Origin of the sequence: Acuticoccus sp. I52.16.1, assembly GCF_022865125.1 — a bacterium.
Lineage (GTDB): Bacteria > Pseudomonadota > Alphaproteobacteria > Rhizobiales > Amorphaceae > Acuticoccus.
The window spans coordinates 2,728,433-2,742,733 of the sequence record NZ_CP094828.1 but is presented as its reverse complement, the minus strand read 5'-3'; the positions used below and the strand labels follow the sequence as shown (position 1 = coordinate 2,742,733).

The window sequence follows — 14,301 nt, the reverse complement described above, 5'->3', positions numbered from 1 at the left end:
TAATCAATAAGGCAATACGCACCCACCGCGGGGAACTCCGATGCGCATTCTGTCCATTCCGCTCGCCCTCTGCCTCCTCATCCTGCCGGTCGCCGCGCAGGACGCAGCGCCGACCGCGCCGCCCCCAGCCGCGGCCACCGCCCCGGCGGAACGCGCCGCACCGCCCGAGGAGGCGGGAGCGGAGGCGGAGCCGTCCGGCCCCGCCCTCCCCGCCGCGGTGACCGACCCCACGACGTCGACCAAGGAGCTGAAGCTGCGGCTCCTGCCGCTAACCAAGCCCGAGCTCGCCGAGGCGGCCGCCGCTTGGCTCGGCATCGTCAAGGCGAAGACGCAGGAGGTGTCGGACGCGATGGTCGCCGTGTCGGAGAGCAGCGGCGAGGCGACCGACACGCAGCGCGAGCGGGTGGCGACGCTCACCGCCGAACGCAAGGCCCTGTTCGACAACTATAGCGAGGTCATCCGCGCCTGGGAGCTGAAGGGCGGGGACCCCGCCGCCGTCGCCGACTACAAGGCCTATCAGAGCGCGATCTTCATCGACGAGGTGCGCACCTCGGACCTCGCCACCCTGTTCGACCGCGCCGTCGACTGGCTGACCTCCGCCGACGGCGGCGGCGAGCTGCTGGTCGACATCATCGTCATCATGCTGGCGATCGGGGCGCTGATCGTCGCCGCGGGCATGGTGCGACGGATGGCAGGTCGCGGGATCTCGCGGGTCCCGAACCTGTCCAAACTGCTCCAGGCGTTCCTGCTGGTGGCGATCTACTGGGCCACGATCGCGGTGGGATTGATGGTCGTCCTCTCCGCCCTCGGGGTGGACATCACGCCCCTCTTCGCCATCGTCGGCGGCGCATCCTTCATCCTCGCCTTCGCGTTGCAGGATACGCTCAGCAACCTCGCCGCCGGGCTGATGATCATGATCAACCGCCCGTTCGACGAAGGCGACTATGTCGACATCGGCGGCACGGCCGGCACCGTGCAGAAGATGAACATCGTCTCCACCACCGTCACCACGCCGGACAACCAGATAATCCTCGTCCCCAACGGCAAGGTGTGGGGCAACATCATCACCAACGTCACCGGCAGCGCGCTGCGGCGCGTCGATCTGGTCTTCGGCATCGGCTATTCCGACAGCGTCGCCAAGGCGCAGGCGTTGCTGGAGACCATCGTCGCCGAGCACCCGCTGACGCTCGCCGACCCGGCCGCGACCATCCGCGTCCATGCGCTGGGCGAGTCCTCGGTCGACTTCATCGTGCGGCCGTGGGTGAAGAGCGCGGACTACTGGGCCGTCTACTGGGACCTCACCCGCGCCGTGAAGGAGCGGTTCGACGAAGCCGGCATCTCCATCCCCTTCCCGCAGCGGGACGTGCACGTGCACCCGGCGGGTGCGGCCACGAGCCTCGCCGCCGAGTAGGACCCTGCCCCGCGTCAGGCGCTGGGAATTTGGCATGCATTTGGTATGACCCCTCTCATCGAAGAACGAGCGGGAGAGACCAGTGGACGCGACGACGACGAGAGGGCGGCTGGACCCCATTTCCCGCGCGGTGATTCAGCACCGACTGTCCGCCATCGTCGAGGAGATGGGCGAGGCGATGCTGCGCACCGCCTTCTCGCAGATCCTCAACGCCAGCCGCGACTTCTCGATGGGCATCGTCGACCGTGACTGCCGCCTCGTCGCGCAGGCGGACCACATCCCGGTGCACGTCGGCGCTCTCCCCTTCGCGGTGAAGGCGCTGGAGGCCCGCTTCGGCGACGACGTCGACCCCGGCGACGTCTTCATTCTCAACGATCCCTATGCCGGCGGCTCGCACCTGCCGGACGTCACCATCTTCGCGCCCGTGTTCGCCGAGGGCGAGCGGCGGCTGTGGGCGGTGGCGCGGGCGCACATGGGCGAGATCGGCGGCGCGACGCACGGCGGCTACAACCCCGGTGCGCGCGAGATCTGGCAGGAGGGCCTGCGCATCCCGCCGATGAAGCTCGCCGAAAAGGGCAAGCTGCGCGCCGACGTGTTCGAGATGCTGCTCATGAACGTGCGCCTGCCGCGCGAGGTCCGCGGCGACATCGACGCGATGATCGGCGCCGCGCACCTCGGCGAGCGGTCGCTCAACGCGCTCTACGGCGAGTTCGGCCGCACGACGGTGGACGCCGCGGTCGACGAGATCCTCGACGGGGCCGAGACGCGCGCCCGCGCCATCGTCGCCGAATGGCCGGACGGCACCTATGAGGGCACCGCCTATCTCGACGACGACGGGCGCGAGCGGACCGACCTCGCGATCCGCGCCAAGGTGACGGTGAAGGGCAGCGACCTCACGGTCGACCTCACCGGGACGGACGACCAGACCGACAGCTTCGTCAACTCCGCGTTCGCCAACACGCAGGCGGCCGTGGCGATGGCGCTCGCCTACCTGATCGACGCCGACATTCCCAAGAACGACGGCGTCTTCCGCCTGCTCGACGTGAAGCTGCGGCACGGCTCGCTGGTGCACCCGACCGACGACGCGCCGGTGACGCTCTCCACCTCGCACCCCTCCAACGAGGTGGTGGAGGCGATCGTCCGGGCGCTGCAGCACGCCTGCCCCGAGCGGTGCACCGGCGGCTGGTCGCGGCGCTTCCGCATGTCGATCACCGGCGAGAACCCGCGCAACGGGCGCAAGTTCATCTGGCACCTGTTCCACGCGCGGCCGGGCGGCGGCGCCTCGCCGAAGGGCGACGGGTGGCCGGGGGCGGGCGAGTGGCACTCGGTCGGCGGCATCAAGTTCGGCTCGATCGAGGTGTCCGAGGCGCGCTTCCCGCTGGTGTTCGAGCGGCACGAGTTCCGCCCCGGCTCGGGCGGCGACGGCGAGTACCGCGGCGGCGTCGGCTGCGAGCTGGATCTGCGGGTCGAGGTGCCGGGCTACGCGCACACCGCCGGCGAGGGCGTGCGGCACGGCTCGGCGGGCATCGCCGGCGGCCGGGACGGCGCGCCGCACGACTACCGCCTGGTGACGGGCGAGCGCGAGGAGAGCCTGCGCACCAAGCAGTTCGGCGTCGAGATCGCGCCCGGCAGCCTGGTGCGCGTGCGCTCGGCCGGTGGCGGCGGCTGGGGCGACCCGGAGAAGCGCACCGACGCGGCCCGCACGCGCGACGCCCGCGAAGGTTTCACCGAAGCCTGACGTCGCCCGACCCGATTCCCCGGCGCTCCACGCGAGCCGTCGGCACACGAGACCTTCCATGACCCAGAGCTACAACATCGGCATCGACGTCGGCGGCACCTTCACCGACCTCGTCGCCATCGACACCACCGGCGCGACCGTCGCCTGCAAGACCCCCTCCACGCCGCAGGATCAGTCCATCGGCGTCCTCACCGGGCTGGGCGATCTGGCGGCCCGCCTCGGCCTCTCGCTGGCGGATCTCCTCGCCGCGACGGGGCGTATCGTCCACGGCACGACGGTCGCGACCAACGCGCTGCTGGAGCGCAAGGGCGCCAAGGTGGGCATGCTGACGACCGGCGGCCACCGCGACATCCTCGAGATGCGCGAGGGGCTGAAGCCGGAACGCTACAACCTGATGATGCCGCCGCCCGAGCCGCTGGTCGCGCGCCACCTGCGCCGCGGCGTGCCCGAGCGCATCGCCCACGACGGCACCGTCGTGACCCCGCTCGACGAGGCGGCGCTGCGGGACGAGATCGCGGCGCTGAAGGACGAAGGCTGCACCTCGGTCGCGATCTGCTACCTGCACGCCTACCGCAACCCGGCGCACGAGGAGCGCACCGCCGCCATCGTCGCCGAGATGATGCCGGAGGCGTACGTCTCGGTCTCGTCCGCGGTGCTGCCGCAGATCAAGGAGTACGAGCGGCTGTCGACCACGGTGGTCAACGCCTATATCGGCCCCGTCGTGCGGCGCTACATGGAACGGCTGACCGGGCGGCTGACCGAGGCGGGCTACACCGGGCCGCTCTTCATCATCCTTTCGCACGGCGGCATCACCCTGGTGGAGGACGCCGTCCGGCTCGCCGCCGGCACCTGCCTCTCGGGCCCCGCGGGCGGCATCGCCGGCGCCGAAGCGTGCGCCGGGCTCCTGCATGCGGACAACGTCATCCCGTTCGACATGGGCGGCACGTCGACCGAAATTTCGCTGATCGCCGGCGGGCGCGTGGCACTGACCTCCGAGCGAGGGCTCGCCGGGGAACGGATCGCGCTGCGCAGCTACGACATCCTGTCGATCGGCGCCGGCGGCGGCTCGCTCGCCGCGCCCGACGCGACGGGGAGCTTCACGGTCGGCCCGCAATCGGCCGGCGCGGTACCGGGGCCGGCCTGCTACGGTCAGGGCGGGACGCAAGCGACGGTGACGGACGCCAACCTGGTGCTGGGCCTCCTCGACGAGGACGCGCTCGCCGGCCGCGCAGGCCGGCTCGACCGCACCGCCGCGGAGGCCGCCGTCGACGCGCTCACCGCCGAGATCGGCCTCGACCGGATGACGACGGCGGCCGGCATCCACCGCCTCATCAACGTGAAGATGGCCGACGGCATCCGCCTGATGACGCTGCGCCGCGGCGTCGACCCGCGCAACTTCACGCTGCTGTCGTTCGGGGGCGCCGCGGGGCTGCACGCGGCCGAGGTCGCGCGCGAGATGGGCATCGGCCGCGTCGTGGTGCCGACCGTCGCCTCCGTGCTGTCGGCCTGGGGAATGCTGGCGAGCGATCTGCGCTACGAGGTCGCCCGCTCGCAGGTGGGCGACACCGCCGTCCTCACCGACGAACCGCTGCGCCGGCTCTACGAGGCGCTGGAGGCCGAAGCGCACCAGCGCCTGCCGGGCGACGTCGCCGAGCGGCGGCGCATCGAGCGTTCCGCCGAGATGCGCTACGGCGAGCAGATCTTCGAGGTGAACGTACCGCTGGACGGGATCGACTTCGCCGCCCCCGGCCTCGCCGAGGCGGTGATCGACCGCTTCCACCGCCGCCACGAGGAGCTCTACACCTATTCCTCGCCCGGCCAGGACGTCGACCTCGTCAACGCCCGCGTCGCCGTGATCGGCGAGGTGGAGCGCGGCGAGGCGGCGCAGGTGCTGCCCCCCGCGGACGGCGCGCTGGAGCCGATCGGCACCCGGCCGATCTACACCGGCGCCGCGTTCGTCGAAGTGCCGGTCTACCCGCAGGCCGTGCTCGCCCGCGGGCACGAGATCGCCGGGCCGGCGCTGGTCATGGGCGAGACGACCACCGTCGCACTCTACGAGGGCGATCGCGGTACGGTCACGCCGCAGGGCTGGCTCGACATCGCCGTCGCCCCCAAGCGCGGTCGTGCCGAGGCCTGAGCGGCCGGCACGGCGCTACTTTGCGGCCCACGCGGCGTAGGCGTCCAGGGTATTGAGGGCGCTGGCGACCGTCGGCGAGGAGACCCTGGCCGAGTCCAGCATCAGGAGCCGACCCTCCCGCGCGGGCGCGAGGAAGCGCTCCCAGCCGGGGACGATGGCGCCGAGGCTGGCGCGGATGGCCTCGGGGCTGCGGTCGCGGAGGGCGTAGCTGTTCATCACCACGAGGAGATCGGGGTCCAGCGCGGCGAAGACCTCCGGGCTGAGCGGCATGGCAAACATCGAACCGTAGCCCGCGCCGGCCTTGGCGCCGGGGAGGGGAGCGCGCGTGTAGCCCAGATCCTCGAGCGCCTGCACCGCGCCGGAGAGGGCACCGACGACGTTCACCTCGTCGTGGACGATCACGGCGAGGTAGGTCTTTCCCGCCGGGTCGGTGTCGAGGACGGACCGGACGGCGTCGATCCGGGCGGCATACTCCGCCCGGCGCGCGGCGAAGGCCTCCTCACGGCCCAGAACGGCGGCGAGGTCGGCTTCGATGCCGAAGCCGTGCGCGCCGGCGATCGCCTGCAGGTAGACCGGGGCGACCTTGGCCAGCTGCTCGGCCTTGTCGCGGTCGCGCTCGGTGCCGATGACGAGGTCCGGCCGCAGCGCCCGCAGCGCCTCCAGGTCGATGGCACCGATCGCGCCGATCCCGCGCGGCTTGGGCGCGTCGGTCCCGCCCAGGACCGCGTCGATCATGTCGACCGCGAGGAGGGTCTCGCCGTCGCTGCCGCGGCCGTAGCTGCCGACGACGGAAAGGCCGAGGTCCATGACCGGAAGGCCGATCAGCGATTCGTGCATGACGACGATCCGCTGCGGGGCGGCGGGAACGGCGACGGAGCGCCCGGTCGCGTCGGTCATGTCCTCGGCCGCCGCAGGCACGGCCGGAGCTGCTGCGGCCACGGCGAGGCCGGCGACGAAGAAGGCGGCGCGGAGAAAAGACGGTCGCATGGGGTCTCCCGGTGTCAGGCGAGGGTGCGGAGCGCGCGAAGGCGCATGGCGACGACGAAGAGCGGCACGCCGACGAGCGTGAGGCTGAGACCGATGGGGAGCGCGATGCCTCCCCCCAGCGCATCGCCGCCGGCGGCGCGGGCCAGGGTGTCGGCCGCGATGACGAGCGCGCCGCCGGTGAACGCCGATAGGACGAGCCGCGGGCGTCCGCTCGCCGGTGCCAGCAGCCCGGCGAGCTGCGGCGCCATCACGCCGAGGAAGGAGAGCGGGCCGACCGCACTGACCGCCGCGGCATTGAGGAGCACCGATATGAACACCAGCGCCGGGCGCGAGCGCGTCACGCTCTCGCCGAGCGCCATCGCCATCTCCTCGCCCATTTCGTAGGCCTCCAGCGCGCGGCCGATCAGCGCCACCGCCACCGCGCCGGCGAGCGCGAACGGAACGAGGGCGGCGATCGTGCTCCAGCTCGCGGTGAAGAGCGTGCCGGCGAGCCAGTCCCCCAGCGCGTAGGACGCCTCGGGCGGCGAGTAGAGGATGAGAATGGAGCCGACGGCGGAGAGCATCGTCTCCGCCGCGATGCCCATCAGAAGGATGGCGAGGCCCGCGGTGTGGGCCCGCCCCGCCAGCAGCACCAGCCCGCCCGCCACCAGGAGCCCGCCCGCGACGGCCGCCACCGGAACCAGGGCGGGCGGCGCGTCCGGAACGAGGACGACGAGGGCCATGATCATCACCATGGACCCCTGGCTGAGGCCGAGGAGGCCGGGGTCCGCCAGCGGGTTGCGCGCCACGGCCTGCAGCATCGCCCCGGCGACGGCGACGCAAGCCCCCGCCAGGAAGCCCAGCACGATGCGCGGCCCCCGCACGGTGAGGAGGGCGAAGGTGTCCGCCTCGGGTGCGTCGCCGAGGACGGCGGCCAGCAGATCGAGCGGGCCGGTGCGCGTGGCGCCGACTCCGAGGCCGACGAGCGCGAGGCCGAGCGCCAGCACGGCGAGGAAGGCCGCCGCCCCCACATGCCGCGCGCGCACCTGCAACCCGCCCCCCAACCGCACGACGCGCTCGCCCGCGAGGGTGCGCGCCCGCCTCACGCCCGCGCCCCGGCGAGGCGCCGCCGGTAGGCGCGCCTGACGATGACGACGAACGCCGCGCCGCCGAGGAGGTCCATGACGACCCCGGTATGCACGACGAACGGCAGGAAGGCCTGGTGGGCGACGATGTCGGCGAGGAGGGCGGCGGCGGCGCCGGCGAGCGCGGCGGCCGGCAAGAGCGCGCCGAACGCACTGCCGACGAAGGGCCGGACCATGTGCGGCACGACGAGGCCGAGGAAGCCGATCGGCCCTGCGACGGCCACCGCCGACCCGGCCGCCAGCGCCGCCAGCGCCAGCCCGGCACGCCCGGTCCACGCCACCGCCACGCCCGCCGACGCGGCCTTGTCCGCCCCCAGGGTGATGAGGGTGAGCGGGCGGTGCAGCACCATCAGCGCGGCGAGGGCGCCGGCACCGATCCACCAGAAGCGGGCGAGCCGGTCGACATAGGCGTGGTTGATGTTGCCGACGATGAAGGCCAGCAGGTCCATCCGCCGCGCGGGATCGGCGAGCAGCATCGCGTTGGCGAGCGCCACCATCAGCATCGAGACCAGCGCCCCGGCGACGACCAGCAGCATCCCGCGCCGCTCCACCCCCGCCCCTGCGATCCGCGCGACGCCGAGGCAGGCGGCGAACCCGGCGAGAGCGCCGAGGAGGGCCGCCATTCCCTGCGCCGCGAGGCCGAGGTCGAACAGGACGATCCCCGCCACCAGGAAGAGCGCCGCACCGGCGTTGACGCCGAGCGTCGCCGGAGCGGCCAGCGGGTTGCGCGTCAGTCCCTGCATCAACGCCCCTGCGACCGCCATCGCCGCGCCGACGTAGACCGCGATCAACGCCCGCGGCAGGCGTTGCAGCACGACCAGCGCGTCGGCGTAGCGCTCCGGATCGTAGGCGACGAGGGCGCGGGCGGCCTCCGCGGGACCGGCCGGCCCGGCGCCGAGCGAGAGGCTGGCCGCGAAGCTCGCGGCGCAGATCGCGGCGAGGCCCAGCGTGGGCGCGAGCGGGCGGCCGGTCATGCCGGCGGCTCGGACGGCGGCGGCGCCTCGGCCTCCGGCAGGCGCGGCAGGCACACCAGGCGGCCGGCGCGAGTGAAGATGTCCGCCTCGAGGTCGAACACAGCGGCGACGGAGGCGACGTCGATCGTCGCCGCGAGCGGGCCGGCGGCGACGACGCGGCCGCCGCGCATCATCGCCACGTCGTCGGCAAATCCGGTGACGAGGTTGAGGTCGTGCAGCACGGCGAGGACGGTCTTGCCGCCGTGCCGCGTGAGCCGGCGCACGAGAGCGAGGATCGCGACCTGGTAGGTGGCGTCGAGGTGGTTGACCGGCTCGTCCATGACGATGAGATCGGCGTCCTGCGCCAGCACCATCGCCAGGAATGCGCGTTGGCGCTGCCCGCCGGACAGGGTCGTCACGTAGCGCCCGGCGAGGTCGGCGAGGCCGACAGTGTCGAGCGCGCGGGCGAACAAGGCGCGGTCTTGGGCGGTGGGCCCGCCGAAGAGGCCGTAGCGCGCGTAGCCGGCGAGTTCGACCATGTCGCCCAGGCGCATGTGTTCGGGGGCGTGTCCGTCCTGCGGCAGGTAGGCGATCCGCCGGGCGATCGCGCGCCGGCCCATCGCCGCCAGCGGCGCCCCGTCCAGCGTGATCGAGCCCGATTGCACCGGCACGAACCCCATGATCGCCTTGAGCAGCGTGGACTTGCCGCAGCCGTTGGGACCGACGAGCGCGGTGAGCCGCCGCGGTGCGACGGCGAGCGAACACTCCGCCACGACGCGCTCCGCACCGTAGGCCACGCTGACCGCCTTCGCCTCGAGCACCGCCCCTCCCCTCGGCCCGGCGGCAGATGGTGCGCCGGACGTCTTCGCCATCTCCGAAGGCATCGCTTAAAGTAAACCCGAATCGACAACAAATCGCCGGAGCCCGCCCGCGGCGCCGGCCTCGGAAGGCTCCCCATGACCGGCACCACGACGCGCGAGTCGCTGCACATCGGCCTGTCGCTCGCGCCCACCTGGCTCAACGGCGCGGCCTGGCGGCGGGAGGACAGCAACGTCGAGGCGCTGTTCGATCCCGCTTTCGCCATCGATGTCGCCCAGCGCGCGGAGGCGGCCAAGCTCGACTTCGTATTTCGTCCGGACGCCCTCTTCGTGAACACGGCGGCACTCCCCAGCGGGCCGGCTTTCGCGAGCCTGGATCCGACACTGCTGATGGCGGCCGTCGCCGGCGCCACCCGGGCGATCGGCCTGCTGACGACCCTGTCGACGACCTTCTGGCCCCCGTACGTCGCGGCGCGGCAGTTGATGTCGCTCGACTGGATCAGCGGCGGGCGCGCCGGCTGGAACATCGTCACAGCGCTGGACGGGAACGCCAACTTCGGGCTCGATGCCATGCCCGCGGCCGAGGAACGCTACGCCCGCGCCGCCGAGTTCACCGACGTCGTGCGCCGGCTGTGGGCGAGCTTCCCCGGCGACGCGGTGCTCGCCGATCGGGAGACCGGCCGCTTCGCCGACGCCGCGCGCGTCACGCCGATCGACCATGCGGGCGCGCACTACCGGGTCGCCGGGCCGCTCAACGTGCCGCGGTTCGGCGCCGGGCGTATTCCGCTGGTTCAGGCCGGCGCCTCGCAGGCGGGGCGGGACTTCGCCGCCGGTGTGGCCGACGCGGTCTTCGCCTCGAGCCCCGACATCGCTGCGGCGGCGGAGCTGCGCACCGACCTCAGGCGCCGCGCCGAGGCGCAGGGCCGCCGGCCCGACGACGTGCGCGTCATGCCGGGACTGAGCCTGACCCTCGCCGCGACGCGGGCCGAGGCGCGCGACCTCTTCGCCGAGACGCAGCGCGGCGCGGATACCCGGCGGGCGATCGACGCGATCAAGGCGATGGTCGGCCTCGACGTGACCGACTGGCCGGCCGGCCGGGCCGTGCGGTCGGCGGACCTGCCGGACGCCCCGGCCACGGTGCGCAGCCGCACCCACGCCGACCTCCTGCGCCGTCTGATCGAGCGGGATGCGCCGACCGTCGCCGAGCTTCTGGTGCGGCCGGAGGTGGTGGGGTCGGCCCACTGGCGCATCGTCGGCACTCCGCAGGATGCGGCCGCCGAGATCGCGCAATGGGCCGAGGCCGGCGCGATCGACGGTTTCGTCGCGCTTCCCGGCGGGTCCACGGGGTCGATGCACATGGTACTGGAGGAGATGGTGCCGTGTCTGGCCGATCGCGGCCTCTTCCGCACCGCCTACGGCGGCACGACCTTCGCCGACCATCTCCTCGGCTGAGGCCGGGACACCGCGCGGGTGCCCCGGTCGGCGGTGGCCGACGGGCGTCAGAACGTCGCCGACAGCTCGCCCCAGATCGCCCGTGGCTGGCCGTAGAAGTTGAACGTGCCGGTGGTGCCGATGCGCTCATAGTAGGTTTCGTCGAAGATATTGGTGACGGTCAGCGTCGCCGAGAACCGCTCCTTGAAGGTGTAGCCGACCTGCGCGTCGAAGGTGACGTAACCGTCTTCCTCGATGCGGAGGTCGTTGTAGATGTTGTGGAAGGCGCCGACCGCGTTCATCCCGCCGGCGACGTGCACGCCTTCCAGAACCCCCTGCTGGAAGGTGTACTTGGTCCACAGGTTGAACTGATGCTGCGGCAGGTAGTAGCGGTAGGAGAGGTCCGCCGACCCGTCCTCGTAGGACATGTCCATGTAGGTGTAGGCGGCGTAGACGTCCCATCCCGGCAGCGGCGTGCCGTTCACCTGCGCCTCGATCCCGTTCACCTCGATCGACCCGCTGTCGAAGTAGGTGCCGGGGTTGTTGGGATCGCCGATGGCGCGGTTGTTGTCCTCCAGATGGTAGGCGGCGACGGAAGCACCCAGGCGGTCGTTCAGCCACTGCGTCTTGATGCCGGCCTCGTACTGCTGCGCGGTGCGCGGCTGCAGCACGTTGCCGGCCGCGTTCAACTCGGTCTGCGGCTGGAAGGTCGTCGTGTAGCTGGCATAGAGCGACACGTTGTCGGTCACGTCCACCACGGCGCCGAAGTAGGGCGTGATGTCGGACGCGCTGATGTGCTGGGTGGTGTCGGTGACGAGGTTGGTGACGTCGGCCTGGTAGCCGCTGGCACGGGCGCCGGCGATGAGCGTCAGCGGCTCCCACGGCTTCACCCGCACCTGCCCGTAGGCGCCGACCTCGTGGCTCTTGCTCTGCGTCTGCGAGGCGTAGGTGAAGGCGGGCTCGGCGAAGTGGGGGTTGGGATCGTAGATGTTGTTGGTCGGCAAGCCGCCGGCCCCTCCACGCAGGAAGGTCTCGTCGAGGTACTTCACGTCCGCGCCGATGAGCACGTTCTGCTCCAGCCCCATGACGTCGAACGCCTTGGAGATGTGGGCATCGACGTGCAGCGCCTTGTCGTTGACGTCGATCGCGCTGGTGCGCATCGCGACGTCGCCGGTGACGGGATCGGCCGCGCCGCCGGTGAAGGCGTAGTGGCCGTCGCCCTGCTGGTCGGTGTAGCGGGCGGCGAGGCGCATGTGGCCGCTGTCGTCTTCGAAGCGGTGCTCCAGTTCGCCGATCACGCTGGTCTGCTGGCTGTTGTACTCGTTCCAGTCGGCACCGAGGAAGGTCGAGCGAGGAACGTCGAGCAGCGTGCCGTCGGGGTAGGTCGGCAGGGCGTTGTTGGGCGTCCAGGTGCGGCGCTGGTGGAAGGCGGCGACGGAGAGGGTGGTATTGTCGGTCAGGTCGACGTCGACCGCACCGTAGCCGACACCGCCGGTCCAGTCGTTGCTGTCGACGAAGCCGTCGGACCCTTCGCCGGCGACCACGGCGCGGGCGCGCACGGTCTTGGCCGCGTTGAGTGGGCCGCCGGCGTCCACCATCCCGCGCCAGTGGTTCCAGGACCCGTAGCCGGCGCGTGCCTGGACCTCGTACTCGTCGCCGCCGCGCTTGCGCACCAGGTTGACGATGCCGCCGGCATTGCCGGAGCCGGCATAGAGCGCGGACGGTCCCTTGAGGAACTCGACGGCGGAGAACGGCGCGAGGTCCGGGTTGGAGCCGGCGATGCTGGAGACCGGCGCCCACAGCCCGTCGACGAAGTAGCTGTCGAACTCGAAGCCGCGGGAGAACAGCGAGGAGCGGCCCGGATCGTTGCGGAAGACCCGCAGGCCCGGCGCAATCGTGACCGCGTCGTCGAGGACGGTGATGTTGCGGTCGGCCAGCTCCTCTTCGGTGAGGACGGTCACAGACTGCGGGACTTCGCGGGCGGGGACGCCGATAAGGCCGCCGAAGGTCGCCTCCTGCGGGTCGTAACCGGTGCCTGCGGTTCCCTTCGGCCCGGCTCCGGTGCCCTCTCCGCCGGTTCCGGCCGCGACGCCTTCGACGGTGATCGGGTCGAGCGCGATCGGACCGTTCTGCGCCGCCGCCGGGGTGAGCGCGGTTCCGGCCAGTAAGGCGAGGGCCAGCGCGCCTCTCATCGGCCACGCGCCATTACGGGTTCCACCAAGGTTGATCGACATGCGCCCACTCCATCGCCACGAACATTCACTCATGCACGAAGGTCGTAGGGGCGGACGTGTTTTTGCGTCAAGATGACGCCACAACTAGACTTGCAATCTAACGCTTCATTCTTAGGATTTCGTACAACGCTTCCAGATCGATTGCGATTTTGATGAATTGGAAATCACGAATACACGGATCGTGAACCGGCCACATTAGCTCACGCGTCCGTAAATGGGGAGTCGTCCCTCTTTCTGTGGCAGTCGACCGCCTTTGCCGGACGGGCAAACTCCGGGAAACCGATCAAAGGAGCGGCGCGGACGGCATTCTTTTTAGTTATTGTAAGGTAGATCAACGCACGCCGAGCGCAAGATTTTAGAGCCGGTCCAGCAGTGTTGCTATCGCGCACCAAGTCACCGGAAAGCGACGACGGCGGTCGGTGCCGGCGCCGCCGTCGGGCCGCGTCAGCCTTCGAGGCGCGGCAGCGCGTCGCGGAAGTAGCCGATCGTGCGGTCGAGGCCCTCGCTCAACTCCACCGTCGGCTGCCAGCCGAGCACCGCTTTGGCCTGGGTGATGTCCGGCTGGCGCTGCTTGGGATCGTCCTTGGGCAGCGGCTCGTTGATCAGCGCGCTGGAGCCGCCGACCTTGGCGAGAGTCTGCTCGGCGAGGTCGCGGATCGTGAACTCGTTCGGATTGCCGATGTTGACCGGCCCGGTCACCTCCGGCCCCGTCTCCATCAGCCGCAGGAATCCCTCGATCAGATCGTCCACGAAGCAGAACGAGCGGGTCTGCCGACCGTCGCCGTAGATGGTGATCGGCTCGCCCTTCAGCGCCTGGACGATGAAGTTGGAGACGACGCGCCCGTCCGCATGGTGCATGCGCGGCCCGTAGGTATTGAAGATGCGCACGACCTTGATCTCGACACCGTGCTGCCGCTGGTAGTCGAAGAACAGCGTCTCGGCGCAGCGCTTGCCTTCGTCGTAGCACGAGCGGGGGCCGATCGGGTTGACGTTGCCCCAGTAGCTCTCCGCCTGCGGGTGGATGCTCGGATCGCCGTACACCTCCGAGGTGGAGGCCTGCATGATCTTCGCCTTCAGGCGCTTGGCGAGGCCGAGCATGTTGATGGCGCCGAGGACCGACGTCTTCGTCGTCTGCACCGGGTCGTGCTGGTAGTGCACGGGCGAGGCCGGGCAGGCGAGGTTGTAGATCTCGTCGACCTCCACGTAGAGCGGGAAGGTCACGTCGTGGCGCATGAACTCGAAGCGCGGGTGCGTGTGCAGGTGGTCGATATTGCGCTTCGTGCCGGTGAACAGATTGTCGACGCACAGAACCTCGTGACCCTGATCGATGAGCCTGTCGATCAAGTGGGAGCCGAGAAACCCGGCTCCACCGGTGACGAGGATGCGTTTGCGGCTTTCGTAGAGGCGGGCCATAGGGTTCCAGCAGTATCCTGGTTCAAAGAGTGTGAATGGCTCTATCGCTGGTTGC

Annotated in this window: 10 protein-coding genes; 4 read left to right on the top strand and 6 right to left on the bottom strand. The window is 71.1% G+C overall.

Annotated features, from left to right (window positions below; translation table 11 throughout):
* Nucleotides 1-40 precede the first annotated feature (40 nt).
* The 3 genes from MRB58_RS12415 to MRB58_RS12405 all read left to right on the top strand — a co-directional run bounded on the left by MRB58_RS12415 (nt 41) and on the right by MRB58_RS12405 (nt 5,286).
* Nucleotides 41-1,411, top strand: a complete 1,371-nt coding sequence (locus MRB58_RS12415) for a mechanosensitive ion channel family protein (RefSeq protein WP_244777374.1) — start codon at nt 41-43, stop codon at nt 1,409-1,411.
* A gap of 82 nt (nt 1,412-1,493) precedes the next feature.
* Nucleotides 1,494-3,149 (top strand): hydantoinase B/oxoprolinase family protein, encoded by a 1,656-nt coding sequence (locus MRB58_RS12410; RefSeq protein WP_244777372.1) that lies wholly within the window; start codon nt 1,494-1,496, stop codon nt 3,147-3,149.
* A gap of 58 nt (nt 3,150-3,207) precedes the next feature.
* Complete coding sequence (locus MRB58_RS12405; RefSeq protein ID WP_244777370.1) at nt 3,208-5,286, top strand: hydantoinase/oxoprolinase family protein; 2,079 nt, start codon at nt 3,208-3,210, stop codon at nt 5,284-5,286.
* Nucleotides 5,287-5,301: 15 nt separating this feature from the next.
* Here the strand turns inward: MRB58_RS12405 and MRB58_RS12400 are convergent, their stop codons facing one another.
* Genes MRB58_RS12400 through MRB58_RS12385 form a run of 4 tightly spaced genes read right to left on the bottom strand, consistent with a single transcriptional unit; the run spans nt 5,302 to nt 9,171 of the window.
* Nucleotides 5,302-6,273, bottom strand: a complete 972-nt coding sequence (locus MRB58_RS12400) for an ABC transporter substrate-binding protein (RefSeq protein ID WP_244777368.1) — start codon at nt 6,271-6,273, stop codon at nt 5,302-5,304.
* A gap of 14 nt (nt 6,274-6,287) precedes the next feature.
* Nucleotides 6,288-7,358, bottom strand: coding sequence for an iron ABC transporter permease (locus MRB58_RS12395; protein WP_244777366.1), 1,071 nt, complete (start codon nt 7,356-7,358; stop codon nt 6,288-6,290).
* Nucleotides 7,355-8,371, bottom strand: coding sequence for an iron ABC transporter permease (locus MRB58_RS12390; protein ID WP_244777364.1), 1,017 nt, complete (start codon nt 8,369-8,371; stop codon nt 7,355-7,357). Before MRB58_RS12390 ends, MRB58_RS12395 begins: the two co-directional genes overlap by 4 nt.
* The gene (locus tag MRB58_RS12385) at nt 8,368-9,171 is read right to left on the bottom strand and encodes an ABC transporter ATP-binding protein (RefSeq protein WP_371747175.1); all 804 of its coding nucleotides are present in this window, start codon (nt 9,169-9,171) and stop codon (nt 8,368-8,370) included. Before MRB58_RS12385 ends, MRB58_RS12390 begins: the two co-directional genes overlap by 4 nt.
* A 135-nt stretch (nt 9,172-9,306) precedes the next feature.
* Here MRB58_RS12385 and MRB58_RS12380 point away from each other — a divergent pair, with 135 nt between their 5' ends.
* The gene (locus MRB58_RS12380) at nt 9,307-10,620 is read left to right on the top strand and encodes an NtaA/DmoA family FMN-dependent monooxygenase (RefSeq protein WP_244777362.1); all 1,314 of its coding nucleotides are present in this window, start codon (nt 9,307-9,309) and stop codon (nt 10,618-10,620) included.
* A 47-nt stretch (nt 10,621-10,667) separates the two neighbouring features.
* On the opposite strand, the gene MRB58_RS12375 is transcribed toward MRB58_RS12380, so the two are convergent.
* Together MRB58_RS12375 and MRB58_RS12370 are read right to left on the bottom strand one after the other, a co-directional pair.
* Nucleotides 10,668-12,791, bottom strand: a complete 2,124-nt coding sequence (locus tag MRB58_RS12375) for a TonB-dependent siderophore receptor (RefSeq protein ID WP_244777360.1) — start codon at nt 12,789-12,791, stop codon at nt 10,668-10,670.
* Between the two features lie 486 nt (nt 12,792-13,277).
* Entirely contained in the window at nt 13,278-14,246 is a 969-nt protein-coding gene (locus MRB58_RS12370; RefSeq protein WP_244777358.1) for a UDP-glucuronic acid decarboxylase family protein, read from the bottom strand.
* Nucleotides 14,247-14,301: the final 55 nt, after the last annotated feature.

Bases quoted from the DNA above. Each gene is read 5' to 3' on its own strand.
- MRB58_RS12375 (WP_244777360.1), bottom strand. From the start codon at position 12,791: ATGAGAGGCGCGCTGGCCCTCGCCTTACTGGCCGGAACCGCGCTCACC.
- MRB58_RS12380 (WP_244777362.1), top strand. From the start codon at position 9,307: ATGACCGGCACCACGACGCGCGAGTCGCTGCACATCGGCCTGTCGCTC.
- MRB58_RS12405 (WP_244777370.1), top strand. From the start codon at position 3,208: ATGACCCAGAGCTACAACATCGGCATCGACGTCGGCGGCACCTTCACC.
- MRB58_RS12390 (WP_244777364.1), bottom strand. From the start codon at position 8,371: ATGACCGGCCGCCCGCTCGCGCCCACGCTGGGCCTCGCCGCGATCTGC.
- MRB58_RS12370 (WP_244777358.1), bottom strand. From the start codon at position 14,246: ATGGCCCGCCTCTACGAAAGCCGCAAACGCATCCTCGTCACCGGTGGA.
- MRB58_RS12415 (WP_244777374.1), top strand. From the start codon at position 41: ATGCGCATTCTGTCCATTCCGCTCGCCCTCTGCCTCCTCATCCTGCCG.
- MRB58_RS12400 (WP_244777368.1), bottom strand. From the start codon at position 6,273: ATGCGACCGTCTTTTCTCCGCGCCGCCTTCTTCGTCGCCGGCCTCGCC.